Source organism: Methylicorpusculum oleiharenae, assembly GCF_009828925.2.
In the GTDB taxonomy this organism is placed as follows: domain Bacteria; phylum Pseudomonadota; class Gammaproteobacteria; order Methylococcales; family Methylomonadaceae; genus Methylicorpusculum; species Methylicorpusculum oleiharenae.
The window spans coordinates 5171025-5197333 of the sequence record NZ_WUTY02000001.1 but is presented as its reverse complement, the minus strand read 5'-3'; the positions used below and the strand labels follow the sequence as shown (position 1 = coordinate 5197333).

The 26309-nt window shown below is 45.4% G+C and carries 26 protein-coding genes; 21 read left to right on the top strand and 5 right to left on the bottom strand.

The features are described from left to right. The first annotated feature begins 2 nt into the window (after positions 1 to 2). The 4 genes from GO003_RS23195 (at position 3) to rluB (ending at position 3068) form a co-directional block, all read left to right on the top strand. Complete coding sequence (locus GO003_RS23195; protein WP_159658211.1) at positions 3 to 656, top strand: site-2 protease family protein; 654 nt, start codon at positions 3 to 5, stop codon at positions 654 to 656. 64 nt (positions 657 to 720) lie between these two features. Further along, complete coding sequence (locus tag GO003_RS23190) at positions 721 to 1545, top strand: segregation and condensation protein A (RefSeq protein ID WP_159658272.1); 825 nt, start codon at positions 721 to 723, stop codon at positions 1543 to 1545. Between the two features lie 10 nt (positions 1546 to 1555). After that, entirely contained in the window at positions 1556 to 2221 is a 666-nt protein-coding gene (gene scpB, locus GO003_RS23185; protein ID WP_159658212.1) for an SMC-Scp complex subunit ScpB, read from the top strand. Beyond that, on the top strand, positions 2154 to 3068 hold the full coding sequence (gene rluB, locus GO003_RS23180) for a 23S rRNA pseudouridine(2605) synthase RluB (RefSeq protein ID WP_159658213.1): 915 nt from the start codon (positions 2154 to 2156) through the stop codon (positions 3066 to 3068). Before scpB ends, rluB begins: the two co-directional genes overlap by 68 nt. An 89-nt stretch (positions 3069 to 3157) precedes the next feature. On the opposite strand, the gene GO003_RS23175 is transcribed toward rluB, so the two are convergent. Beyond that, on the bottom strand, positions 3158 to 4042 hold the full coding sequence (locus tag GO003_RS23175) for a GGDEF domain-containing protein (RefSeq protein ID WP_159658214.1): 885 nt from the start codon (positions 4040 to 4042) through the stop codon (positions 3158 to 3160). Between the two features lie 598 nt (positions 4043 to 4640). Here GO003_RS23175 and GO003_RS23170 point away from each other — a divergent pair. The 6 genes from GO003_RS23170 to GO003_RS23145 all read left to right on the top strand — a co-directional run bounded on the left by GO003_RS23170 (position 4641) and on the right by GO003_RS23145 (position 9047). Continuing rightward, complete coding sequence (locus GO003_RS23170; protein ID WP_159658215.1) at positions 4641 to 4808, top strand: DUF1674 domain-containing protein; 168 nt, start codon at positions 4641 to 4643, stop codon at positions 4806 to 4808. A gap of 640 nt (positions 4809 to 5448) precedes the next feature. After that, positions 5449 to 5823 (top strand): succinate dehydrogenase, cytochrome b556 subunit, encoded by a 375-nt coding sequence (gene sdhC, locus GO003_RS23165; protein ID WP_159658216.1) that lies wholly within the window; start codon positions 5449 to 5451, stop codon positions 5821 to 5823. Between the two features lie 13 nt (positions 5824 to 5836). After that, positions 5837 to 6217: a succinate dehydrogenase, hydrophobic membrane anchor protein gene (gene sdhD, locus GO003_RS23160; protein WP_159658217.1), complete on the top strand. Its 381-nt coding sequence runs from the start codon at positions 5837 to 5839 to the stop codon at positions 6215 to 6217. 3 nt (positions 6218 to 6220) lie between these two features. Continuing rightward, positions 6221 to 8005 (top strand): succinate dehydrogenase flavoprotein subunit, encoded by a 1785-nt coding sequence (sdhA, locus tag GO003_RS23155; protein ID WP_159658218.1) that lies wholly within the window; start codon positions 6221 to 6223, stop codon positions 8003 to 8005. Next, a complete protein-coding gene (locus GO003_RS23150) occupies positions 8005 to 8790 on the top strand; it encodes a succinate dehydrogenase iron-sulfur subunit (protein WP_159658219.1) in 786 nt (261 codons plus the stop codon). The genes sdhA and GO003_RS23150 overlap by 1 nt, the downstream gene beginning before the upstream one ends. Beyond that, complete coding sequence (locus GO003_RS23145; protein ID WP_159658220.1) at positions 8790 to 9047, top strand: FAD assembly factor SdhE; 258 nt, start codon at positions 8790 to 8792, stop codon at positions 9045 to 9047. The genes GO003_RS23150 and GO003_RS23145 overlap by 1 nt, the downstream gene beginning before the upstream one ends. 100 nt (positions 9048 to 9147) lie before the next feature. Here GO003_RS23145 and GO003_RS23140 read toward each other — a convergent pair whose 3' ends face one another. Together GO003_RS23140 and GO003_RS23135 are read right to left on the bottom strand one after the other, a co-directional pair. Then, positions 9148 to 9783 carry a FlgO family outer membrane protein gene (locus tag GO003_RS23140; RefSeq protein ID WP_159658221.1) on the bottom strand — a complete coding sequence of 212 codons (636 nt, stop codon included), beginning with the start codon at positions 9781 to 9783 and terminating at the stop codon, positions 9148 to 9150. A 405-nt stretch (positions 9784 to 10188) separates the two neighbouring features. Continuing rightward, the gene (locus tag GO003_RS23135; RefSeq protein WP_159658222.1) at positions 10189 to 12474 is read right to left on the bottom strand and encodes a DNA translocase FtsK; all 2286 of its coding nucleotides are present in this window, start codon (positions 12472 to 12474) and stop codon (positions 10189 to 10191) included. Positions 12475 to 12831: 357 nt separating this feature from the next. Here GO003_RS23135 and trxB point away from each other — a divergent pair, with 357 nt between their 5' ends. From trxB to infA, 6 genes are all read left to right on the top strand, one after another. Next, on the top strand, positions 12832 to 13788 hold the full coding sequence (trxB, locus tag GO003_RS23125) for a thioredoxin-disulfide reductase (protein ID WP_159658223.1): 957 nt from the start codon (positions 12832 to 12834) through the stop codon (positions 13786 to 13788). A 235-nt stretch (positions 13789 to 14023) separates the two neighbouring features. Next, positions 14024 to 14719 (top strand): leucyl/phenylalanyl-tRNA--protein transferase, encoded by a 696-nt coding sequence (gene aat, locus GO003_RS23120; protein WP_159658224.1) that lies wholly within the window; start codon positions 14024 to 14026, stop codon positions 14717 to 14719. After that, the gene (locus GO003_RS23115; RefSeq protein WP_159658225.1) at positions 14716 to 15435 is read left to right on the top strand and encodes an arginyltransferase; all 720 of its coding nucleotides are present in this window, start codon (positions 14716 to 14718) and stop codon (positions 15433 to 15435) included. The genes aat and GO003_RS23115 overlap by 4 nt, the downstream gene beginning before the upstream one ends. Before the next feature lie 279 nt (positions 15436 to 15714). Then, the gene (gene hemH / locus GO003_RS23110) at positions 15715 to 16731 is read left to right on the top strand and encodes a ferrochelatase (RefSeq protein ID WP_159658226.1); all 1017 of its coding nucleotides are present in this window, start codon (positions 15715 to 15717) and stop codon (positions 16729 to 16731) included. A 60-nt stretch (positions 16732 to 16791) separates the two neighbouring features. Next, positions 16792 to 17580 (top strand): hypothetical protein, encoded by a 789-nt coding sequence (locus GO003_RS23105; RefSeq protein WP_159658227.1) that lies wholly within the window; start codon positions 16792 to 16794, stop codon positions 17578 to 17580. A 107-nt stretch (positions 17581 to 17687) separates the two neighbouring features. Continuing rightward, positions 17688 to 17906, top strand: a complete 219-nt coding sequence (gene infA / locus GO003_RS23100) for a translation initiation factor IF-1 (RefSeq protein WP_159658228.1) — start codon at positions 17688 to 17690, stop codon at positions 17904 to 17906. Positions 17907 to 17946: 40 nt separating this feature from the next. On the opposite strand, the gene clpA is transcribed toward infA, so the two are convergent. Then, complete coding sequence (gene clpA / locus GO003_RS23095) at positions 17947 to 20217, bottom strand: ATP-dependent Clp protease ATP-binding subunit ClpA (RefSeq protein ID WP_159658229.1); 2271 nt, start codon at positions 20215 to 20217, stop codon at positions 17947 to 17949. 12 nt (positions 20218 to 20229) lie between these two features. Further along, complete coding sequence (clpS, locus tag GO003_RS23090) at positions 20230 to 20553, bottom strand: ATP-dependent Clp protease adapter ClpS (protein ID WP_159658230.1); 324 nt, start codon at positions 20551 to 20553, stop codon at positions 20230 to 20232. Between the two features lie 139 nt (positions 20554 to 20692). On the opposite strand from clpS, the gene GO003_RS23085 reads away from it, so the two are divergent. The 5 genes from GO003_RS23085 (at position 20693) to mtaB (ending at position 26306) form a co-directional block, all read left to right on the top strand. Next, positions 20693 to 21148, top strand: coding sequence for an NUDIX hydrolase (locus tag GO003_RS23085; protein WP_159658231.1), 456 nt, complete (start codon positions 20693 to 20695; stop codon positions 21146 to 21148). Then, positions 21145 to 22257 carry a tRNA 2-thiouridine(34) synthase MnmA gene (mnmA, locus tag GO003_RS23080; RefSeq protein ID WP_159658232.1) on the top strand — a complete coding sequence of 371 codons (1113 nt, stop codon included), beginning with the start codon at positions 21145 to 21147 and terminating at the stop codon, positions 22255 to 22257. Before GO003_RS23085 ends, mnmA begins: the two co-directional genes overlap by 4 nt. 87 nt (positions 22258 to 22344) lie before the next feature. After that, positions 22345 to 23709 (top strand): adenylosuccinate lyase, encoded by a 1365-nt coding sequence (gene purB, locus GO003_RS23075; RefSeq protein ID WP_159658233.1) that lies wholly within the window; start codon positions 22345 to 22347, stop codon positions 23707 to 23709. A gap of 78 nt (positions 23710 to 23787) precedes the next feature. Further along, positions 23788 to 25017 carry a nucleoside recognition domain-containing protein gene (locus tag GO003_RS23070; protein ID WP_159658234.1) on the top strand — a complete coding sequence of 410 codons (1230 nt, stop codon included), beginning with the start codon at positions 23788 to 23790 and terminating at the stop codon, positions 25015 to 25017. Next, positions 25017 to 26306 carry a tRNA (N(6)-L-threonylcarbamoyladenosine(37)-C(2))-methylthiotransferase MtaB gene (gene mtaB / locus GO003_RS23065; protein WP_159658235.1) on the top strand — a complete coding sequence of 430 codons (1290 nt, stop codon included), beginning with the start codon at positions 25017 to 25019 and terminating at the stop codon, positions 26304 to 26306. Before GO003_RS23070 ends, mtaB begins: the two co-directional genes overlap by 1 nt. Positions 26307 to 26309: the final 3 nt, after the last annotated feature.

Genomic DNA, 26309 nt, shown 5'->3' with positions numbered 1-26309 from the left:
TCATGATGAACGAATTAAGTATGGTGCAACGGATTGTCGTTTGGGTGTTGCCGGTCGTCTTTGCGATTACCGTGCATGAGGTTGCTCATGGCTGGATGGCAAAAAAATACGGGGATAACACGGCTTTTCTGCAAGGCCGTTTGACTTTAAATCCTATCAAGCATATTGACTGGCTGGGCACCATCATTATCCCCGGTATATTACTGCTGACCTTTACAGGATTTATATTCGGTTGGGCAAAACCAGTTCCGGTCGATGCCAGAAATTTTAAAAATCCTAAACAAAATATGGCTATCGTTGCCCTGGCAGGTCCGGTCTCGAATATTTTGATGGCGACAGGCTGGGCGTTATTGGCGCGGCTGGGTGTCATCCTTAATCTGGACTTTGTATCGCTGCCTCTGATCTACACCGGGATAGCCGGCATCACGATCAATTTGGTATTGGCATTACTCAATCTGCTGCCGATACCGCCGCTGGACGGAAGCCGAATTTTGACCGGCATGCTGCCGAACCGTTGGGCCTGGTATTACAACAGTTTAGAGCGATACGGCTTCATCATTCTTATTGTGTTGATGTATACCGGTGTCTTGCAACTGGTGCTCGGTTATCCTATGTTTGTCATCCAAAAGTTATTTTTTGATTTGGCCGGGTTGTAATGCATTCATTGGTTCGACAATCAGATGCTTATTCAAATGCCAACAACCGCTTTTGTTTAATGTAATGGAGCAGGCCGACTCTTTGAGCCCTTCCGGTCATAACGATCTTCTGGCATCAGTCGGCGGAGCGCCTTTTGTCGATTGGCCTGAGGACTTATATATTCCTCCTGATGCCTTACAAGTTTTTCTCGATGCATTTGAGGGTCCGCTGGACTTGCTGCTGTATTTGATCCGGCGGCAGAATCTGGATATTCTGAATATTCCCATTGCTCAAATTACTCGCCAGTACATTACCTACATTGACATGATGAGTAATCTTCAGCTTGAATTGGCTGCAGAATATCTGGTAATGGCCGCCGTTCTGGCAGAAATAAAATCGCGGATGTTATTGCCCCGGCAGTCTGAAGAAGACAATGAAGAAGACGATCCCAGGGCTTTTTTAATTCGTAAGCTGCAAGAATACGAGTGTATTAAAAAAGCGTCCGAAGAAATTGACCTGTTGCCCCGGATGGAGCGAGACATGTTCGAGATTGACGTCGATGCGTCACAGATCGCCGTAAACAAGCGTTTGCCGGATGTCGGTTTAAAAGAGATGCTGTTGGCTTTTCAGGATGTCTTAAAGCGTGCAGAACAATTGAGCCATCATCAAATTGTCAAAGAACCGCTCTCGGTGAGGGAGCGGATGACATCGATTCTGGATAGTTTAAAAGATATGAAAAGTCTTGTTTTTACGCAGCTTTTCGGACGATTCGAAGGGCGTCACGGCGTAGTCGTTTCGTTTTTGGCCATTTTGGAGCTCAGCAAAGAAGGTTTGATTGATATTATTCAACCCGAACCTTTTGATGCGGTGCATGTAAAATTACGTTCTGCAGTTTCAGTTCAGCAATAATCAAATTTATATGGACTTAAAGCGCATCATCGAAGCGTTATTGTTTGCTTCAAACAAGGCAATGTCGGTCAAACAATTGCAGCAGGTTTTTCCCGAACTGGAACAGCCGGAGTTAGACGATATCCAGGCGGCAGTGGAACTATTGATAGATGATTATGCCCACCGGGCAATTGAATTAAAAAAGGTGGCCAGCGGCTATCGTTTTCAAGTCAAGGCGGATGTTTCACCGTGGGTGGGACGTTTATTTGAAGAAAAACCGCCCAAATATTCACGCGCGTTATTGGAAACATTGGCGATTATCGCCTACCGGCAACCTGTTACGCGCGGTGATATTGAGGATATCCGTGGGGTCGCAGTCAGTTCGAACATTATCAAAACGCTATTGGAAAGAGAGTGGGTTAGAGTCGTTGCCCATAAAGAAATTCCAGGTCGGCCCGCCTTATTCGGAACCACAAAACAATTTTTGGATTATTTTAATTTATCTGCTTTAAGTGAATTGCCGACCCTACAGGAAATGGCCGATTTAAATGCTTTAGCAGAACACGATCAACAGCTCTTACAGGTAAACAGTGAACAACAAGAAACCAACCCACAACAAAGCCCAAACAATGAAGAATCGACCGAAGCCGTCGAAACAAAAACCGGCCTTGGCAGCACCGAAAGCGCCGTCGGCTAATTTGCCGACAGGGGACGAACGTATTTCCAAGGTGCTGGCTCGCGGAGGTGTGGGTTCAAGAAGGGAGATTGAGCGATGGATTGATGAAGGCCGTTTGATGCTCAATGGTGTGATTGTTAAGCAGGGGGATAAGCTGCAACCCGGAGATCACCTGCAACTGAATGGACGCATCATTCACTGGCAGCGATATGCTCAGCAACCTACCCGGATTTTAATCTACCACAAGCCAACCGGCGAAGTAGTCACCCGCCACGATCCCGAAGGCCGCCCCGTTATTTTTACACAGCTCCCCAAATTGCACACAGGTCGCTGGATTGCTGTCGGACGCCTGGACATCAACACGGCTGGACTGTTGCTGGTGACAAACAATGGTGAATTGGCCAATCGCTTGATGCATCCTTCCTCCGAATTGGAGAGGGAGTATGCGGTGCGTATTCTGGGTGATGTTGACGAGGCGGTTTTTGAAAAATTAAAAAAAGGAGTGGAGCTGGAAGACGGCATCGCTCGTTTTAATGATATTAAATTTCAGGGTGGCGAAGGCGCTAACAAGTGGTATCACGTGGTGGTGACCGAAGGCCGTAACCGCTTGGTCCGGCGTTTGTGGGAATCCCAAAACGTCACGGTAAGCCGATTGATTCGGATACGGTATGGCGCCATCGGAATGCCGGATGGACTTAAAGCCCATTCGTTTTATGAATTGACAATGGATGAGCTGAATGACTTGCTTGATTCAGTGGGCTTGGCGAAAGAGAGAGTTGTTGATCAAAGCACCTCATACGATAAAACACGAAAAAAGGAAAACAGAACCATTGTGACATCAAAAGGTAAAAGTAAACCCCGTTTTTAATGTTGGTGTTCCTATTCTGAATTCCGGATTGCTGGACAATTTATTGATCAGTCGCTTCTCCATTGAAGCAGTGAAGCGATTTTTGATCATCAACGAATAACCACCCGGTTTCTGCCAAGTTTTTTTGCGGTATACATGGCTTCATCAGCCCTGCTGACAAGTTGTTCTGCTTGATCGTCAGTGCGTAAATGGCTGATTCCTAAACTTGCCGTTAGTTTTAAGGTTCCCATGTCAAAGGCCAAGGTATGATTTTCTATATTGCTGCGAACACGCTCCGCTAATAACTCGGCGCCTTCCTTGTCGGTATCACTGAGTAAAATGACAAATTCTTCACCGCCATACCGATAAAGGATATCGCTGCCCCGAATGCTCTCTTTTATCCATTTTGCAACGGCTACCAGCGCGGAGTCCCCACATTGATGACCGTAGATGTCATTGACTTTTTTAAAGTGATCAATATCTAAAAAAATGACCGCTAAATCTAAATGATTGCGATGGGCCAATTGAATTTCTCTTCTCAGGCATTCATTAAATGAAGTTCTGTTGCGCGTGTTTGTGAGCGGATCGTTGAAGGCCATGTCGATGGCTTGATGGTAAAGCGTTGCGTTTTTTAGTGGGTAAATTAAGCAGCACAGCAACGATTCCAATAAATCCATTTCCTTTGGGTCAAATTTATGACGGCGCATAAATTTGAGTTCGCCTAACTGTTGCTCTTCTACTTTCATCGCATAGGAACAGGAATTGCGCGTTATAATGCCGTTCTTTATGGCGATGCCGAATTTGTTGTTGACATATTCAAAGCCACTGTGTGGAATCAGGTTTTGTATCTTTTCGCTGAAAATGGTAACCAATTGATTAAACTCGAGACTCGTTTGTAAAGCGCTGCTGAGATCATAATGGTGGAGATTTACCGCTTTTGAGGCTTCAAAAGTAACGTTGCTAACTAAGGCTAAATTGGCGACTTTGTTGGACATGATAGACCCCTTGCTCTAAGACTTTAACTTGTCTTGAGCAAAGCGAGTAACGTGCCATAAAGTTATATTTATAATATAAACAATCAATTACCTAAGTTTTTATGGCTGCTGATTGGCCTTGGTCAAAAATATGTCGCCATTCATGCGGCAAATATTTGCCGTTGTCCCCGATTGTTCACTTTCTTGTCATTCAGTTGAAATACGCATTTAATATTATTTAGGCGGATAGATATACCCATCGTAGATCGAAATTCGGCACCGGGGTGCCCGTCAAAGAACGCCGTAATATATCCATGTAGGCAAAACCTTTGCCGAACAACCCGTTGCCTCCTTAGGCACTGCCGAAATTTGAAGTGCGAAAGGTATAAATGCATCCGGGTTCTTCATTCGGAGGCGTTAGTAACATGGATCTTGATGAGGGAGTATCTTTCGTCGCAAAGATGCTAATCCCAGGCGCTTGTTCAAGACGATTCCGGAATAGAAAGGTGGTGCTAATGGTTTATAAAGCATTTCCTCATCTTATTAGAGACAGATCCGAGTAAAATAAACGTGGTCGTTTAGGGCTAAGGCCCTGGCAATTGAAATTCAGGAGATAAATATGAAAGAACTTTCTGAAAAAGAGAAAAGTATCAATGAAGCAGAGGAATTATCTGACTCAACCCCTACGATTGATACTGATAATGTTGAAGAAATCGGAGGCCGTAATGGCCCAGAGCCAACCCGGTTTGGCGATTGGGAAAAAAAAGGACGATGCATAGACTTTTAATCTGGATGAGTTGGGCCTGATGGATATGCCTCAACTTTAACAGGCCTGGTTTATTTCGTCAGCGTCTTCTCTCAAGCGAATTTTGCCAAGATCCTTTATCGGCTAATAGGCCGGTTTCAACCAGTATTTTGGTTTATTTTTCGGTAAAAATGACACAAAACGCGGATAATGGCTTCATTAGGTGCGAAATTTGAAATAGTCGGCACTTAAAAGGTGCGTCTACTAAACTTTAAGGCTTTATCGCAACCTATCAGGCTTTTATTTTTGCCTGTCTTTACTTTTTAAATCACAGGGTTACTTTAGCCCTAAGGGTGAGGCGTTTTTTTTGGCAATATTTGTGCATGCTGATACCTATCAAACCCTACGCTACTCAATTTAAACCGGATTTACAGATTCTAATGAGATTTTTATGTACTGAGCAGTACAAAAATTATTGAAAAGTTATCGATTTCAAGTTTCCTAAGCTTTACAGGACAGCACCAAATTCAAGGATTATTTTTCCAGAAGAGAATTTTAAAGATGAATGGATGCTATTTGAGTTTTTAACTAAATTTTTTCGGCGGGTTGTTTTATAAGCCAAACAATCAAAGTGATTGTATAAAACGGTCGTTTTTTTAACTTAAGCCATTCGGAATTGGATATGAATCACAACAACAGACCTTTATCACCCCATCTTCAAGTTTACAGGCTACCCCTGACCGGCATAGTTTCCATTACTCATCGGATGACCGGTGTGATGCTGTCCTTTGGGTTGTTCCTGTTTGTCTATTTAGTTTCAGCCATAGCCGGTGGGTCTGATTCTTATGCATCAATGCAGGAGGTCATGGATATATGGCTATTTCGTTTGATGTATTGGGGCTTCATTTACGCCTTGTTTTTTCATTTGGTGCACGGTGTCCGCCATTTGATATGGGATATGGGCAAAACGTATGAAAAAGAAAATCTGGACAGTTTGGCGATTAAAGAACTGATCGCTTCTTTTTCTTTGACCTTATTTACTTTCATTTTTGTTTAATAGGCTGTTAATTATGGATTTTAGAACCCCATTATCAAAGGTTAAAGGACTGGGCTCTGCCAAGTCCGGGACTTCACATTGGTGGTTGCAGCGAGTAACAGCCGTCGCGCTGGTCCCGTTGTCCTACTGGTTAGTAATATTGCTCGATATGACTTTAAATGCCCCTTATCAAGAGACGGTGGCATGGATGAATGAGCCTTTTCACTCGGTGTGCATTATTGCCTGGGTTCTGGCTGTTTTCTATCATTCGGCACTGGGTTTGCAAGTTGTCATTGAAGATTACGTGTCCCAGGAAGGCATCAAAATCGTTGCTGTCTGGTCCGTCAATTTGGTTTTCCTGTTGTTTGCATTGGCCGCATTGATAGCCGTTTTTAAAATTATATTGGTAGGGTAAATCATGTCAGGAAGTTACAAAATAATTGAGCATTCTCACGATGTCGTTGTTGTTGGGGCAGGAGGCGCAGGACTTAGAGCAACATTTGGCATGGTCGAAAAAGGGTTGAAAACAGCCTGTATTTCCAAAGTTTTTCCTACGCGCAGTCATACCGTAGCCGCTCAGGGAGGCATCAGTGCCGCGCTCGGCAATATGGGTGAGGATGATTGGCGATTTCACATGTATGACACCGTCAAAGGGTCTGACTGGTTAGGCGATCAGGATGCCATAGAATACATGTGCCGCGAAGCAATACCGGCCATTATTGAACTGGAACATTACGGGGTCCCGTTTTCCCGGACTCCTGAAGGTAAAATCTACCAGCGTGCATTTGGCGGGATGACTACGCATTACGGTAAAGGTCAGGCTCAGCGTACGTGCGCGGCGGCCGATGTGACCGGTCATGCGATTTTGCATACGCTGTACCAGCAAGCGCTCAAGCATAATGCCGAATTCTTTGTCGAATATATCGCACTCGATTTGATTATGGAGGGTGATGAATGCCGGGGTGTGCTGACTTGGTGTCTGGAAGATGGCCAATTACATTTGTTTAAAGGCCATATGACGGTTCTGGCAACCGGCGGTTTTGGGCGCAGCTTTTTTTCTTGTACTTCTGCGCATACCGTAACCGGTGATGGCAATGCCATGGTCCTGCGTGCCGGTTTGCCGCTGCAGGATATGGAATTTATTCAGTTTCATCCTACCGGCATTTACGGTTCGGGTTGTTTGATTACCGAAGGCGTGAGAGGTGAGGGCGGGTATCTGACCAACTCCGAGGGTGAGCGTTTTATGGAACGCTACGCGCCTTCTGCCAAAGATTTGGCGTCGCGGGATGTGGTCAGTCGGGCAATGACGATTGAGATCAATGAAGGCCGTGGCGTAGGCCCATTAAAAGATCATATTTATCTACATATCGAGCATCTGGATCCGGCAATTATCTATGAACGTTTGCCCGGTATCGCTGAAACGGCTCGCATTTTTGCCGGTGTAGATGTAACTAAACAGCCTATCCCGGTATTGCCTACTGTCCATTACAACATGGGCGGCATTCCCACCAACTATAAGGCCGAAGTTGTTACGCTAAAAGACGGCAATCCTGATCACATTGTGCCCGGCTTGATGGCCATAGGAGAAGCGGCCTGTGTATCGGTTCATGGTGCTAATCGATTGGGCTCCAACTCCTTGTTGGATTTAGTGGTCTTTGGCCGTTCTGCAGCAATTCGTTGTGCTGAATTAGTCAAACCTGGCTCGTCTCATAAGCCGCTGGCTAAAAATGCTTGCGATAAAGCGATAGAACGGTTTGATAAAATTCGTAATGCCAATGGCAGTCTCGCTACTTCTGAAATTCGCTTGAACATGCAAAAATCCATGCAAACGAAAGCGGCTGTATTTAGAACCGGTGCAACACTGGAAGAAGGTGCCAGACAGATTGCGGAAATACGCGCTACGTTTGAAGATGTTAAAGTCTCCGATAAATCGATGATTTGGAATACCGATCTGGTGGAAACATTGGAGTTGGATAATTTGTTGGCGCAAGCTTCCGTCACGATTAATGCAGCGGCTAATAGAAAAGAAAGCCGTGGCGGTCATGCGAGAGAAGATTTTTCTAAACGAGATGATGCAAACTGGATGAAACATACACTGACGTGGCTGAATGACGATAAAGTCACAATCGACTACAGGCCGGTTCATATGTACACATTATCTGACGAAGTTGACGTCATTCCACCTAAAGAGAGGGTTTACTAATGGTAGAATTTACGCTGCCCAAAAATTCAGTCATAAAAGAAGGTAAAACCTTCAAAGCCGCATCAGGAGTGACCAATATACGCCGGTTTGAAGTATATCGCTGGGATCCGGACAGTGGCGAGAATCCCCGTATCGATATTTATGAAATCGACATGGATACCTGTGGACCTATGGTGCTGGATGCCATACTGAAAATAAAGAATGAAATCGACAGCACTTTGACCTTCCGGCGCTCATGCCGCGAAGGGGTCTGCGGATCGTGCGCGATGACCGTCAATGGCAAGAATACGCTGGCCTGCACTAAGGCGATCAGCGATTATCCGGATACCGTCAAGATATTTCCTTTGCCGCATATGTCAGTGGTCAAAGATCTGGTGCCCGATATGACGCACTTCTTTGCTCAATATGCGTCCATCAAACCGTGGATAGAAACCCAAACGCCACCGCCGGCAGATTCCGAAAGACTGCAAAGTAAAGAGGACCGGGCCAAGTTGGACGGGCTTTATGAATGCGTGCTTTGCGCTTGTTGTTCGACCAGTTGTCCAAGTTACTGGTGGAACAGTGACCGTTATCTAGGTCCTGCTATTTTGTTACAAGCTTATCGTTGGATTGTCGATAGCCGCGATGAGAGTACCGGTGAACGTCTGGACGAGTTGGAAGATCCTTTCAAGTTGTATCGTTGTCACACGATTATGAATTGTACCGATACCTGCCCTAAAGGGTTAAACCCGGCTAAAGCGATTGCGGAAACCAAAAAGCTGCTGACTCAAAGAAAACTGGGCTAATGGCTAATATCAGTCAACTGCGGTGGCAATGCCGCCGCGGCACACTGGAGCTGGATTTGATGTTAATGCGGTATCTGGAGGCATGTTACGAATGCGCGTCTCCAGATGAACAAGCCTGGTTTGTTGAATTATTGACGTTACAAGATAATGTCTTAATGCCGTTATTGATGGGTGAGCAGCAAGCAGAAACTGAGAACTTGAGATTCATCGTTGAAAAAATTCGTTCAGTGCCGCCAAGTCAATCCGTCAGTCCCTGACATTCGCGGTTATTCAACCGGAATTAAATCCCAATCGCTGCTTATATAAATGTTGTATCACTTCCCCTAATCAAAACGGGGAAGTGACATTTGAGTTTTCTTACTGTAACGGCTCAAATTCTGATTTTGATTCGTCTGTATCTGCCTTTTCGGGTTCGGCTTCTACCGCCTTATCCGCTTCCTTTTCGACTTTTTCTATTTTCTTTGCTTTGAGCAAGTTTTTAACATCAGGACCCATTGAAACTGATAAATCAGAGGTTGAGATAAAGTGCCCGGTTTCTATGTCAACCACTCTTAATGAAATATAGGCATTTTCTTTACCAGGCGCGAATACGCCGATTATCAGAGCGCTGGCGCCTACTTTGTTCAGATCGGCTTTGGTCGTGTCGGAAAGATGTAAAATGCCGCTGTCACTTTTCACGAAGATCTCAGTAGGCAATTCCATTCCCATGATCTGATAGCCTGACCGGTGTAACGCTGAAGAAATCTGCTCAGATATAATCCTACCGAATGACAGCGTCTGACCTAAATCATCGGTATTGACCAATGAATTGATCACTACAAGACTGCCGCGCGGTAAGGGCTGTCTCAGATTTTTGATTAAATCCTCAACCGCATCGTAACTGACTTCAACTAAATCATCATCGTCAACTTCATCGGAATAATACATAGGCCCGCATCCTGAAAGAGCCAGCGAGGCTAAAAACAATAAAGTGATTGTTTGGAATCTGAACATATAAACGTCTCCTGGAAATTAAGCGGCAAATTCAGCCTATATTATAGATGCCGCTATAAGGATTTAAGCTGAACTTTTTAGTATTTATGCTGAAAATATTCAGATTTGTGAGTTGATGCAGTAAGAATACTTAATGGTTGATGAGCCGGTTGGTTTGGAATAAACAATAAGTGATTGTTTAAAATAATTTTTTCAAAATTAAAACCAGCTGAACTTAGAATTAAAAAAGTAAATGATTGAAAACAGGGTGAGTTGAAAAAAGGCGAGAAGCCAGAAATAAAATACAAAAAAAATGACTCTAATTTGCTTTTCTTCCTGCTTTTTACGCCGGGCTAATAGCAATCCACCCAAAAATGCGAGCAGCAGCATTGCTATCAAGCCAATGATGACAGGATTGTTCACGGGTTAATCTTTTTTAGGGGGAGGCGGTGCCAAAACCTCTCTTGAGCCATTGGTTTCGGCTGAACTGACAATACCTGCCGATTCCATGTCTTCAATCATGCGCGCAGCGCGGTTATAGCCCACTTTAAAGCGCCTTTGAACGCTGGATATCGAGGCTTTACGGGATTCAGTTACAAACATGACCGCTTCGTCGTACAGCGGGTCTGTTTCGCTATCGTCACTGGTGCTTCCGCCGAAACCGTCGCTGCTATCGGATCTTTCCTGAGTAATTTCTTCAAGATAATTAGCCGGTCCTGTTTTTTTCAAGAATTCAACGACTCGATGAACTTCATGGTCATCGACAAAAGCGCCGTGCGCTCTGATCGGAATGCTGGTGCCGGAAGGCAGGAAGAGCATGTCACCGTTGCCTAAAAGGGTTTCAGCCCCACCTTGATCCAGAATGGTCCTGGAATCGATACGTGAAGAGACCTGGAACGAAATACGGGTCGGCACGTTAGCTTTTATCAAACCGGTCAAGACATCGACCGATGGCCTTTGTGTTGCCAAAATCAAATGGATACCGGCAGCCCGGGCTTTTTGGGCGAGTCTGGCGATCAGTTCTTCAACTTTTTTGCCGACAATCATCATCATGTCTGCCAACTCATCGATGACAATAACGATACTGGGTAAAGTAGTCAGCGTAGGAAATTCCTCCCCATCTTCTAAAGGTCTTTCCAGAACGAAGAAAGGATCGCGAATGGTTTCGCCCTTTTCGGCGGTGTCATTGATCAGTTGATTAAAACCGGCCAGATTGCGCACCCCCATTTTGGACATCAGTTTATAGCGCCGTTCCATTTCGCCCACTGCCCAGCGAAGAGAATTGCTGGCTTCTTTCATATCGGTGACGACCGGCGTCAGCAAATGAGGGATGCCTTCATACACGGACAATTCCAGCATTTTTGGGTCGATCATGATCATTCGGACGTCTTGAGGCGTCGACTTATAGAGCAGACTGAGGATCATTGTGTTGATCGCGACCGATTTTCCCGAGCCGGTGGTACCGGCAACCAGGGCATGTGGCATTTTGCCGAGATCCGCTACCACAGGTATGCCTGAGATATCTTTTCCCAGCGCTAAGGTCAGTGCGGATTTGGCTTTCTCAAATCCGCTGGAGGCCAATAATTCCTTCAGGTTGACTATTTCGCGTTCTTGATTGGGAATTTCAAGGCCTATGACAGATTTGCCGGGAATGATTTCGACAATCCGGACGCTGGAAACTGATAAGGCCCTGGCCAAGTCTTTGGATAAACTGCTGATGCGGCTGACTTTGACGCCGGCGGCCGGTTGTAATTCAAATCGGGTGATGACAGGGCCTGGATGAACCGAAACTACCTCAACGACCACGTTAAAGTCCTGCAGGATATCTTCAACCAGGCGTGACATGTCTTCCAGTTCGCTTTTGGTATAACCTTTTACCCGCGTATCGCGCTCATCCAGTAAATCTACAGTAGGCAATTGTCCTGAGCTGACTTTTGAAAGGTCGACTCGCATGGGTTGTTTTGGAGCGGGTTTGGGTTTGTTTTCAAGGATTTGTTCAGGTTGAAAAACGGATGGCGCGGTCTTTTTGCGTGCTTTGGCTTCAGTTTTTCGGGTTTGCGCGGGTGTCGTCGCTTCTTCGTCATAGGTTTCGGGTGCAAGCTCATCATGAGTCAGTTTTAATAAGTGCCGAGTCAAAAAACGGCAAAGCAACAATGAGTATTTGCCTACATCATCAATGACTTTTAACCAGGACACGCCGGTAAATAAAGTGATTCCTGCCAATAAAACCGCCAGAGACAATAAGGTTGCGCCGGAATCGCCGAATATCACGACCAATGAATCGCCGATTTCCTGACCCAGAATGCCGCCGGTGTTTCGAGGTAATTCAATAGGTGCTCTCAGTAGATGAAGATAAAGTAACGCAGTTCCGGATAAGGTGGTGGCAATAAAGCCAAGCCATCTGAGGCTTAATACGAATTTACCGTTGTTCGATTGGCCCTGGGAATAGACCAAACAGCCATGCCAGCCAATCATGATAGGGAAAAGATAAGCCATGATGCCAAACAAACTCAGGCAGAAATCAGAGAGCCACGCCCCCACCATGCCACCTGCGTTGGCTATCGCTTGGCCCGTTCCGCTATGAGACCATCCTGAATCCTCATTGCTGAAAGTAATCAGGGAAATTAAAAAAAACACGGCTAATGTGGACAGACCCAGCAATGCTATTTCTCGTAATCCACGAATTGTTTTTTCTTCTATCACTGCAGACATGAATCAGTTCCCTAAAATAATTCGATAAAACATGATTATAGAATAGTATTTGGATAAATAACATTAATCTAGATCAGAGAATCAGGTTAAATTAATTTAGCCCGATTCACTCTCAAACAGATAGCCTAATAGGGGGCAGTTTGCGGATTTTCAACCGCTGCTGATATTAAAAATACAAATTAATCAATAGGTTAATTTTTTAGAAAGTTGCCTTGTTGCGCAAGGGAGGAAATGCACCGCCCTACAAGATAAGTTTGCTCAGCTTTTAGCGGATAATCAGCAAAAATTTGAGAATAAACATTCTCAAGTGATAATCTGTAGACAAAATTATTTCTTATCCTCTTTGGAGAAAATTCAATGACTGACATTAAACACTGCAGGCTTCTTATCCTGGGCTCGGGTCCTGCAGGCTATACAGCGGCAATCTATGCCGCGCGCGCCAATTTAAAACCGGTTATTGTTACGGGCATGCAACAAGGGGGGCAGTTGACCACAACAACCGATGTGGATAACTGGCCGGGTGATGTAGAAGGATTACAAGGTCCTGATTTAATGGAGAGAATGCTTAAACACGCGGAGCGTTTTGAAACCGAAATCGTGTTTGATCATATTCATACGGCCGATTTGTCTTCAAGGCCGTTTAAGCTCACTGGCGATTCCGGTGTTTATACCTGCGATGCACTGATTATTGCCACGGGGGCGTCAGCAAAATATTTGGGCATGGAATCGGAGGAAGCCTTCAAAGGCAAAGGTGTTTCAGCCTGCGCGACTTGTGATGGCTTTTTTTATAGGAATAAACCGGTTGCCGTGATTGGGGGCGGCAATACTGCGGTTGAAGAAGCGCTTTATCTGTCCAATATTGCATCCAAGGTGACCGTGATTCATCGCCGGGATAAATTTCGCTCTGAAAAAATTCTGTCCGACAAACTCATTGAAAAATCACGGTCCGGAAATGTCGAGATCAAATGGTATTCCACGCTTGATGAGGTCTTGGGCGACGACATGGGCGTTACCGGTATCAGAATCAAAAGCGCGCAGGACGATTCCACTGAAGAGCTGGACGTCCATGGTGTATTCATTGCCATTGGGCATACGCCAAACACGGATATTTTCAATGGTCAATTGGATATGGATCATGGCTATATCAAAGTAAAAAGCGGTATTCAGGGTAATGCAACGTCTACCAGTGTGACTGGCGTTTTTGCAGCGGGCGATGTCATGGATTCTATCTACAAACAGGCGATTACCTCGGCAGGGTCAGGTTGTATGGCCGCGCTGGATGCGGAAAAATTTTTGGATGAGCTTGACAATTGAAATGGCTTGAGGGGTGAATGGGTCAATGTTCCCCGTACTTGAAATAATAAAAGTATCTTGCCCACCTCCTCCCCTATTGTTGGGTGTAGTGGCTTGATTTCAAAGGACGAATGAATACGTCCCTATAGCTCTCTGCAACATTCCTGTTGCAGAAGCCTTTTTAATCAATCACCTACACCTTCCATCCCAAGCGGGCGAGTAGTTTGCAATGAAGTTCAATTTGTGATGAGAGACCATGCAACTGGCTGTTCTTGATCCCCTAAACGACAGCGAGCCGTTTCCGCCCGCTTACCTTGCCTTGCCGGATCCGAATGGATTGCTGGCTGTAGGTGGTTGCTTGTCTCCTGTTCGGCTGGTCAATGCGTATAGACAAGGTATTTTTCCCTGGTATAACCCTGGCGAGCCCATTCTTTGGTGGTCGCCCGATCCTCGCCTGGTGCTCTTTCCGGAAAAGTTGAACGTTTCGCGAAGCCTCGCCAAAAGGCTGCGAAAAGGTGATTATGTTGTGACCTATGATCAAGCGTTTGAGCAAGTTATGGACGGATGCGCAGAGCCTCGGAATCATGAGTCCGGTACTTGGATTACGGATGAAATCAAAGACGCTTATATTGATTTACACCATATGGGGGTTGCCCATTCGGTGGAAGCCTGGTGTAACGGAGAACTGACAGGAGGGCTATACGGCGTTGCAATTGGACAGGTTTTTTTCGGCGAATCGATGTTTCATACGCGAACGGATGCGTCCAAAGTGGCTTTTGCCTTTATTGTTGAAAAACTCAGGCAATGGAATTATCGGTTGATTGACTGTCAGGTCAAGACGCATCACCTGCTCAGTTTAGGCGCAGAGGAAATAGACCGGCAGGAATTCATTGATCTTTTACACAAATTTTGTGATCTCGGACCAGGGCCGGATGCTTGGCAAGCGCGATGACAACCATCAATCTTTATGTGTCTGGTGAATATCCCTGCGGTTACCTTAAAAATCATATTGCGCGCTCCGCGTTTGTGCATCCTTCCGAGGCTATTAATAACGCACTGTATTCTGATCTGATAGCTTTGGGTTTTCGCCGCAGCGGTGACAATGTTTACAGGCCGAGTTGCACGTCTTGTAATGCGTGTATTCCAACGCGGCTCAAGGTGTCTGAGTTTATGCCCAATCGCAGCCAAAAGCGCTGTATTGCGCGTAACCAAAAGACCGAAGTTGTTATCAAGCCGGATCTATTCGATGCCGGTCAGTTTGCTTTGTACAAGCGATATCTGGCCAGCAGGCATAACGAACACGGCAATTTGGAATTGGAAGCAGATGACTTTATGGGGTTTCTTGGCAGTCATTGGTGTAATACGCATTTTGTAGAATTCCGTAATGAGGGCGCAATGTTTGCGGTAGCGGTTGTCGATCAAGTTGAAAATGGCTTGTCCGCAGTCTATACGTTTTTTGATCCGGACTTTTCTGATTACAGTCCGGGTGTATATGCTGTTCTTTGGCAAATTGAACACGCCAGACAACTAAAGCTGGACTGGCTTTACCTCGGATTTTGGATAAAACAGTGCCAAAAAATGGCTTATAAAAGTAATTACCAACCCTTACAGTTGTTCGATGGCAAGCAATGGGTCGATTATCCGGGTGATGAGGATGAAACAGGTTGAGCCGGTTTACACTCATCGTAGATCGAAATTCGGCCACCGGGGTGCCCGTCAAAGGACGCCGTAAAACCATCCATGCTGGCAAAGCCTTTGCCGAACAACCCGTTGCCTCCTTAGACACTGCCGAAATTTGAAGTGCGCAAGGTATTAATAGGAGCATGGCATTATGAAAGCAAGGCCCGATTTACCGGCATTGTTTCCAGTTTGTACAGTATTCAATTTTCTCGTTATATAATTGTTTAAAACCACTTTAAGTTACAGTTTTGAAAAGGAAAACAATCAGTGAAATCAAAAACCGCCATTTTGCTTTTGAATTTGGGAACCCCTGATAGTCCGAGCCGATGGGATGTAGGAAGCTATTTGAGTCAGTTTTTAAATGACCCGCGAGTGATTGATATTCCTTGGTTAGCCAGAAAAATTCTGGTCAATTGTATTATTGTGCCGTTTCGCTCCGGCAGTTCTTCGAAGCTTTATAAGGCAATCTGGGACAAGGAATATGGCTCGCCGTTACTGAAACACACGGTTGATCTGCAAAATAAGCTACAAAAAGCCGTGGGCGGCGACATAAAAGTTGAGATGGCTATGCGTTACAAAAATCCGAGTATGGATGTTGTGCTGGAACGCATGCGTAAGGAAGGCTTTCATAAAATTATCGTTTTTCCGTTATTTCCACAATATGCATCCAGCAGCACAGGCAGTGCTTTACAAAGGTTTATGGAAATCGTCAGCCGGTGGTGGGTGATTCCCGAGATTAAAATTATTTCCCAGTATTTTGATAACGATGACTTTATCAATTGCATTGTCAATCGAGGTAAAAAATACGATCTTAATCAATATGATCACATTATCTTCAGCTACCATGGTTTACCTGAAAGACAGGTTGATAAGGTCTATAATGATGGGTACTTATGCAAGGATCATGATTGCGAAGAGAGCTTAACAGAGACTAATTATTACTGTTATAAAGCGGCTTGTTACCAAACCACAAAAGCCGTGGTTGAAAAACTGGGTATACCCGAAGACAAATTTACCTTGAGCTTTCAAAGCCGGTTGGACAATAAATGGTTAACGCCTTTCAGTGATAAAGTCATCGAAGAACTTGCGTTGAAAGGTGCCAAAAAATTGCTGGTTTTTTCGCCCGCATTTACTGCGGATTGTCTTGAAACTGTCTACGAAATTGGTACTGAATACCAGGAGATATTTCATAAACACGGCGGAGAAAAGATACAGCTGGTGGAAAGTTTAAACAGTGGCGATGACTGGGTTGAAACGATTAAAAAAATAGCGCTTTCAGCTTAGAGCATTGTTTTGTGAGGCTAAATGAATTTAAATTATTTTTTTATATAAGGTTGATCCGGCATGAAATTAAAATCTAACCCGTTATTACTGATAGGCGGCGCTCTTTTCTTAATGTCTTTTCAGGTTTTGTCAGACTCTTCTCAGCAAGTTTCTGTCCTTGAAGAGTTTCATTCTCTAGCGCCTGGTGCCATAGCTGATTTGGGTTTCGAATTGCCGATTAATGATTTTGTAGTTGAGGGCGTTGCAGTCGGAGTAGAAGGATCTGCTGTCAAAGGCAGTGTCAATCTTCTGGCAAATGATGAACTCTCTTTTAAATACAGATTATTGACGAAAGAGGATATTTCAGTTCCTGACGAAACATACAACGATTATGTTTATGTGACTTTAAGTGGTGTAGTTCAGGTATTGGATTATGTGGAGCCTGAATCGGAATATTCTGATTTTCCTGTAGGCACCTCAGAATTTGACAAGTACACGAACGAAAGGTCAGTTTCATGGTTATTGCCTGGTGACTTTACTGCGGGTCTTTATGCTTTGGGTTTAGGTATAGTTGATGTAGTGGATGCTGATTTTAGTTCAGCCATTTTACTTTATGACGTAATGCTAAAACGCAATGGGGAGTCAATGTACTTTGATTTTGGTAATGATGATCATATCAATAACGTCAATTTGCAAAAGATAGGCGATGTCAGACCTATTCAAGACAACATGGGTTTTGAATCAACCTCGGGTTACGATTCACTGCTTATTACAACGACGCCTGATTTTGTCCCTGTTCCCGGTGCAATGCTCTTGATGGGAACTGGATTGGTAGGTTTGATGGCTTATGGCCGAAAAAAAGCAGCATAGACATTCTGTAAGAATCGCGTACATCTCCATTGATCAAGCATATGTAGCTATTAAAACCACTGAGTCTGTGGTATGATTCGCGGCTTTAAAATGCTTGGAAAAGGTAGATGTCAAAAGAAGATCAAATTGAAATGGAAGGTAAGGTTGTTGAAACCCTTCCAAACACCATGTTTAGAGTAGAGCTTGAAAACGGACACGTTGTAACGGCCCACATTTCCGGAAAAATGCGTAAGCATTACATCAGAATTTTAACAGGTGATAAGGTTAAAGTTGAAATGACGCCTTATGATCTGAGCAAAGGAAGAATAACATTCCGCATGCGCTAGTTCCCGTCTTTCAACCGACGGGAAAGCGCAGCTTTTTCTCTTAACTTCTCTCTGATACAGCAAGTTCTTTGCTTTCTATTGAGAAGGCTAGTTCATTATTTTCCACAAAAATCCGGACGTGTCCGCCTTTCACCAGTTTGCCGAAGAGCAGATCATTTGCTAACGGTTTCTTGATTTTTTCTTGAATAAGTCTGGCCATGGGTCTTGCTCCCATTTTTGGGTCGCATCCGTTTTCGGCAAGCCATAGCCTGGCGTCTGTATCAAGCATCAGAGTGACATTTTTTTCAGTCAAGATCGCTTCAAGTTCAAAAATAAACTTGTCAACGACGTGACCTACGATAGAAATGTCCAGTGGTTTGAATTGAATGATGGCATCCAGCCGGTTTCTAAACTCTGGAGAGAACATTTTTTCTATCGCTTTCAAGCTGTCGGTCGCATGATCCTGATGAGTGAAGCCAATCGATGCCCGGCTGCCTTCGGATGCGCCTGCATTCGTAGTCATCACCAGGATGATATTGCGAAAATCAGCCCGGCGGCCATTGTTGTCAGTCAGCGTGCCGTGATCCATCACCTGTAATAACAGGTTGAATACATCTGGGTGCGCTTTCTCCAGTTCATCAAGTAACAATACGGCATGAGGATGCTTGTTAACCTGTTCGGTCAATAAGCCGCCCTGATCAAAACCTACATAGCCGGGAGGTGCGCCAATCAATCTTGAAACGGTATGTCTTTCCATGTATTCGGACATATCAAACCGGATCAATTCAACGCCTAGAACTTTTGCCAACTGACGGGTGACTTCTGTTTTTCCTACCCCTGTAGGTCCTGAAAACAGGAAAGAACCGATCGTCTTCTGGGTATCACGCAGACCCGCTCGGGATAGTTTGATAGCAGAGGCAAGCGCAGAGATGGCTTCATCCTGACCAAATACCAGCATCTTAAGATTTTTTTCCAATGCTTCAAGTTTCTCAGCGTCACTGGAAGAGACTGATTTGGCAGGCACCCTGGCAATTTTGGAAACGATGTCCTCAATTTCAAGGGTATCAATGATTTGTTTGCGCTCTGATGCCGGAAGCAACCGCTGTTTTGCGCCTGCTTCGTCAATCACGTCAATGGCTTTGTCAGGCAATTGGCGGTCAGTAATGTAGCGGTCTGACAGTTCAGCCGCCAATCGCAGGGCTTCGTGAGAATATTTGATATCGTGATGTTCTTCAAACCGTGATTTTAAGCCTTTCAAAATCAACACAGTATCTTCGACGGTAGGTTCTACCACGTCAATTTTCTGGAAGCGGCGGGCCAAGGCATGATCTTTTTCAAAAATACCGCGATATTCTTTGTACGTAGTTGAGCCAATGCAGCGCAGCTGACCGGATGCGAGCACCGGTTTAATGAGATTGGAAGCATCCATGACGCCGCCCGAGGCCGATCCGGCTCCAATTATGGTGTGTATTTCATCAATGAAAAGAATGGCTTCAGGCTGTTTTTTCAATTGATTGATCAGTCCTTTCAGACGTTTTTCAAAATCGCCGCGGTACTTGGTGCCTGCTACTAAGGCGCCCAGATCAAGCGAATAAATCGTGCAGCCGTTCAGGACTTCGGGGACTTGTTCCTCGACGATCCGTTTGGCAAGCCCTTCAGCTATTGCCGTTTTGCCTACGCCCGCCTCACCGACCAGTAAGGGATTGTTTTTGCGTCTTCTGCACAGAACCTGAATGGTGCGTTCAACTTCAATTTCACGACCTATCAGAGGGTCAATATTGCCGCGTCTGGCTTCTTCATTAAGATTGGTGGCATATTTATCCAGCGGACTTTCTGACGATTCGGAAATGCTGCTGGGCATATCGGACTCGCCATCGGCTTCATTTTCATTATCCGAATCAAGTTTGGAAACGCCGTGAGCAAGGTAGTTGACGACATCCAGCCGGGAAATGTTATGTTTGTTCAGCAGATAAACCGCATGAGAGTCCTGTTCACTGAACAGGGCTACGAACAAATTGGCACCTGTGACTTCTTTTTTGTCAGTCGCCTGAACATGAAAAACAGCCCGTTGCAAAACCCGCTGAAAACCCAGTGTCGGTTGGGTTTCTCGTTGAATGCCTTCAGGAATTAAAGAAATTGTTTCATCGATATACTGATTCAATTCTTTCTGAAGTTTAGGGATATCGCAGCCGCAAGCTTTTAAAACCGGCCTTGCTGTTGAATTGTCGAGCAATCCCAGCAGCAAATGTTCAACCGTTATGAACTCATGACGTTTGTCATGGGCATTTTTAAATGCGTTATTAAGCGTGACCTCTAGCTCTTTACTTAACATAATTTCTCCGCCCTACGCTTTTTCCATTGAACACATCAAAGGGTGCTGATGATCCCTCGAGTATTTATTGACCATGTGAACTTTTGTTTCCGCGACATCTTTGGAATAGGTTCCGCAGACGCCAACGCCCTGGGTATGAACTTGAAGCATGACCTGAGTCGCCTTTTCAAGTGACATGTTGAAAAATTCAATCAAAATCTCTACGACAAAATCCATAGGGGTGAAATCATCATTCAAGAGAATGACTTTATACAATGGGGGTTTTTTCAGTTGAGGCTTAGCCTCCTGAGTAGCCAACCCGACATCGCTATCTCGTGATGGAATTAAATCAGACATACATTTGAATACAGTCTAAAACAAAGTGAGTTCGACATAGAGTTTAACATAATGATTACAAGTGTAAATTTCAATCTTTAACCACATATCTTTAGTAAATGAAGTACAATGGCCGCCCCAAAATTCAGAGTATGAATGAATGGTTTGGAAACCCCATGTTACTGTTGCCGCAATCGTAGAAGAAGATAATCGCTTTCTTCTGGTTGAGGAGGAAACCTCAAAAGGGCTGGCATTTAATCAACCGGCTGGCCACTTGGAAAAAGGTGAGGATTTACTCACCGCCGTCAAACGTGAAGTCCATGAGGAGACCGGTTGGCTTTTTGAGCCGGAAAGTCTGGTTGCAGTTCAATTGTGGAGTAGAAATTCTGATTATCCGACATTTTTGCGAGTGTGTTTTTCAGGTAAAGTTCATTCTTTTGATCCTTCTGTGATCCTGGATGACGGAATTGTTGCGACGCATTGGCTGACTAAGCCTGAACTTGAAAAGTTGGGCCGGTTGCGAAGTCCTTTGGTGATGATTTGTATCAATGAGTACCTCAATGGTCAAAAATTTCCGTTATCTATAACACAAAACTTTCTAGATCTGGATTTATGAGCAAGAAAATTATCGTCGGCATGTCTGGAGGGGTCGATTCCTCAGTGACTGCGCTCATCCTGCTTGAACAAGGCTATGATGTGACCGGCTTGTTCATGAAAAACTGGGAAGAGGACGATGGCACCGAATACTGCACCGCGATGGAGGATTTGGCTGACGCTCAACAAGTCTGCGATAAGCTGGGTATTCCTCTTAAAACGGTCAATTTTGCCAGTGAATATTGGGACGAAGTATTCGAGGTGTTTTTATCCGAGTTTGAAGCCGGACGCACACCTAATCCCGATATCCTGTGTAACAAGCATGTCAAGTTTAAAGCCTTTCTGGATTATGCGCTGGATGATTTGGGCGCCGATTACATTGCGACAGGTCATTATGCACGAGTGCGTGAGCACAACGGCCAATACTATCTGTTGAAAGGCCTGGATCCCAACAAAGAGCAGAGCTATTTTCTTTATACTTTAGGGCAGCCTCAACTGGCCAGAACTCTGTTTCCTATCGGTCATCTTCATAAACCTGAAATACGGGCCATGGCTATAAAAGCCGGCTTCGATAACGCAAAAAAGAAAGACAGTACCGGGATTTGTTTTATTGGCGAACGGAAATTCAAGGAATTTCTGCAGCGCTATTTGCCGACCCAGCCGGGTGACATGCGCACACCTGACGGCAAATTCATCGCCAAGCACCAAGGGCTGATGTATTACACGCTGGGCCAGCGTCAGGGTTTGGGAATTGGCGGTGTAAAAGATGCGCCAGACGAACCTTGGTATGTCCTGGAAAAAGATTTAACGAATAATGTTTTGATTGTCGGACAGGGCCACGATCATCCGTTAATGCTGCATAATACGCTGGTGGCAACAAAAATGGATTGGTGTAGCAACACCCCTTTGGTCGGATCATTTAAATGCCGAGCCAAAACCCGGTATCGTCAAGCCGACCAGGATTGCCTGGTAACACTGCTGAGTGATGATCGCTATCAGGTACATTTTGACCAGCCTCAACGAGCCATAACGCCTGGGCAGTCGGTAGTTTTTTATGAGGGCGTAACGTGTCTGGGTGGCGGCATCATCGAATCCCGAGCCAATAGAGATTCTGACATAAGCGTTGATTAAGCCGATACATTCCGTTTGTCCTGAGTTTGTCGGCTGACGAATTCGGGGGCTCTAATACTTTTTTAAAATCTTTTCCGGACTTAACTTATGACAAATTTTGCTTTAACTGCCATCTCACCCATTGACGGACGTTATGCCGGCAAAGTCGGAGCTTTTCGGCCAATATTCAGCGAATACGGTTTAATTCGCTACCGGGTTCAGGTTGAAGTGCGTTGGCTGCAAGCATTGGCTGAACATCCTCAGATTAAAGAGGTGCAGCAGTTTAGCGAAGCTACCTTGAGCTTTCTCGATACGCTGGTGGAACAGTTTTCCGAACAGGATGCCCAGCGGATCAAGGATATTGAAAAAACCACGAATCATGATGTGAAAGCAGTTGAGTATTGGCTTAAAGAAAAAACCGCCCAGAATGCTGAGTTAACAGCGGTCAACGAATTCTTCCATTTTGCCTGCACGTCTGAAGACATCAATAATCTGTCTTACGCCTTGATGTTAAAAGAAGGGCGGAGCGTGTTACTGGGTCAAATCAACGAATGCATTGACGCAATCAGAAAAATTGCCCATGCAACTGCAGCACAGCCCATGTTGTCCCGGACCCATGGTCAGTCGGCCACTCCTACGACGACAGGAAAGGAATTTGCCAATGTTGTCGCGCGTATGCAGCGGCAAACCAGGCAGCTGGAACAGGTTGAGCTCTTGGGCAAGATCAATGGAGCGGTCGGCAATTACAATGCACATGCCGTCGCTTACCCGGAAGTCGATTGGCCTGGGTTTTCTAAAGCATTTGTGGAGTCACTGGGATTAACCTGGAACCCTTATACTATCCAGATAGAGCCGCATGACTATATCGCCGAGTTTTTTCATGCGTTATCGCGTTTTAACACTGTTTTACTGGATTTCAATCGCGATATCTGGAGTTATATTTCGCTGGGTTATTTCAAGCAAAAAACCGTTGCCGGGGAGGTCGGTTCGTCAACCATGCCTCATAAAGTCAATCCTATCGATTTTGAAAATTCTGAAGGTAATTTGGGTATTGCCAATGCCATCATGAATTTTTTAAGCGAAAAACTGCCCGTGTCCCGTTGGCAACGAGATCTCACCGATTCAACCGTACTGCGCAATATTGGTGTCGGTATTGCCCATACAAGTATTGCCTTGCAATCCACATTGAAAGGGTTGAGTAAGCTCGAAATCAATGCGCAGGCGATTGAAGCCGACCTGGATGCCAATTGGGAAGTATTGGCAGAACCGATACAAACCGTCATGCGCCGTTACGGCATAGAAAAACCCTATGAAAAACTCAAAGAGCTGACGCGCGGTCACCGAATTACTCCGGAGCAAATGCAGCATTTTATTGAAAGTCTGGATATGCCGGCCGACGCCAAAGCCGAACTCATGCAGTTAACACCGCGCAGCTATACGGGTTATGCGGAAAAACTGGCGCGTGATATCTAAGTTGGAGCCCACTGATACCTTAATTTCTCTGAAAAAGGATATTCAGAGAAGCTGTCTTTCGCCAACTCGCTAAGCGCAGTGCTTAACCTTATCTGGGTTAGTTTTTTTTTCATTTCTTTTATTGCCGCGTTGGTTCGGTTTTATATGGGTGGCGATGACACTGTTTTCGCTGCCATCATGGCGTCATTGTTCAGTCAGTCCAAAGCGGCATTCGAAATTGCGTTAGGGCTCACCGGAGTGCTTACCTTGTGGTTAGGCATCATGAAGATAGGGGAGCAGAGCGGCTTTATAAAATTAATCACCCAGGGTCTGACGCCGCTGTTTCGAAAGCTGATGCCCGAAATACCGGATAACCATCCGGCATTGGGTGCGATGATCATGAATCTTTCGGCTAATGCCCTGGGGCTTGATAATGCCGCGACGCCGTTGGGCATCAAAGCCATGCACGAATTGCAAACGTTAAACCCTAATCCCGATACGGCAAGCAATGCGCAAATCATTTTTTTGGTGATCAACACCTCTGCCGTGACCTTGTTTCCGGTCACCATTTTCACCTACCGCGCTCAACTCGGCGCGGCCAATCCTACCGATGTGTTCATCCCTATTCTGATCGCGACCTATTTTTCAACCTTGATAGGGTTTTTAGCAGTTGCCGCGATTCAGAAAATTAATATATTCGATAAAGTCATTTTGGCTTATCTGGGTGGCTTTACCGTGTTTGTGGGGTTGCTGTCAGCCTATTTTTTCCGGCTTGAGCAGGCGCAAATGCTGGCCCAATCGGCATTGCTCAGCAACGTGACGGTATTTTCTTTAATCATCGCGTTTATTGCCGGTGCGGTTTACCGGCGAGTCGATGTCTACAGCACTTTTATTGAAGGGGCCAAAGAAGGGTTTCAAATTGCAGTAGGCATTATTCCTTATCTGGTGGCCATGCTGGTGGCTATTGGCGTATTTCGTGCCAGCGGGGCACTGGAATGGATAGCGGATGGCGTAAAATTTGTTGTGCGCTTATGGGCTTTGGATGATCGTTTCGTCGATGCGTTGCCTACCGGTTTAATGAAGCCTTTCAGTGGCAGCGGTTCCCGTGCCATGATGATTGATACCATGCAAACGCTGGGCGCCGACTCATTTGCCGGTCGCTTGTCCTGTATCGTGCAGGGCAGTACCGAAACGACGTTTTATGTGCTGGCGGTTTATTTTGGCGCGGTAGGCATCAAACATATTCGTCATGCCGCGGCTTGTGGGATAATTGCCGACTTCGCAGGCTTAGTCGCCTCAATTTTTGTTGCTTATTGGTTTTTTGCATAATGTTAGTTCATCTCAAAACACTGGGTTGCCGCTTGAACGAAGCCGAGCTGGAATCTTGGGCGCAAGGCTTTCAAAAGACGGGGCATCAAGTAACCCGGCAAGCCGAAGCAGCCGATTTGATCGTCATCAATTCCTGTGCCGTAACACAGGATGCTGCGCGTAAATCGCGCAATCTGATCCGGCGTATCCACCGTGATAATCCCACAGCAAAACTGGTCGTTAGCGGCTGTTATGCCAGTTTGAACCGTGAAGAAGCGGAAGAACTGATGGGGGTGGATCTGGTGATCGGCAATCAGGACAAAGACCAGCTGGTCGAAAAAACGCTGGCTGAATTGAACATGGACAGTATGCCGGTGATGTCGGCAGAACCCGGAGAAATGTCGCTGTTTGCCCGCGGCAGGCAACGTGCGTTTATCAAGGTACAGGACGGTTGCCGGTATCGTTGCACATTTTGCATCGTTACCGTAGCCAGAGGAGAGGAGAGCAGTCGTCCGATCGCCGATGTGCTGGAAGAAATCAACAATCTGACGCGCCAAAATATTCAGGAAATTGTCTTGACCGGCGTCCACCTGGGTGGCTATGGTCACGATCGCGGTACCGATTTGGTTGCGCTGATCAATACGGTTCTGGCGGAAACTGACGTTCAGCGTCTTCGTTTAGGTTCACTGGAACCTTGGGAATTGTCTGAAGAATTTTTCGAACTGTTTAAAAATCCACGGGTCATGCCGCATTTGCATCTGCCCCTGCAAAGTGGATGTGATACTGTCCTGAGGCGAATGGCCAGACGCTGTAAAACCGAGGAATTTGCCGCAATTGTAAAGCGTTTAAGAGATCAAGTGCCTGATTTTAATATCACCACTGATATCATTGTAGGGTTTCCCGGCGAAACCGAGCAGGAGTGGGAAGAGAGTTTCGAATTTATCAGGCAAACCGGTTTCGGTCATATACATATTTTTACATATTCAAAGCGCGAGGGTACCAAAGCCGCCACCTTGCCCAATCCAGTGCCAACTGAAGTCAAGAAGCTGCGCAGTCAGGAATTGCATAGTCTGGCCAGCGAGCTGAAAGCGGCGTTTTATTCAGCCAATCGGGGTAAAACTACACAAGTGCTTTGGGAAGGCTACAGTGAGGATTTGGGTGATGGCAGTAAAAGAGTGTTCGGCTATTCGCCCAACTACATGCGCGTTGCTTGTGAAGTGGATGCTGAGCAGCTTCTTGAAAACTGCATTATTGATACCGTTTTACAGGAAGCAAATGAAGACTTCATAACAGGAAGGCTTCTTTTATAGTAA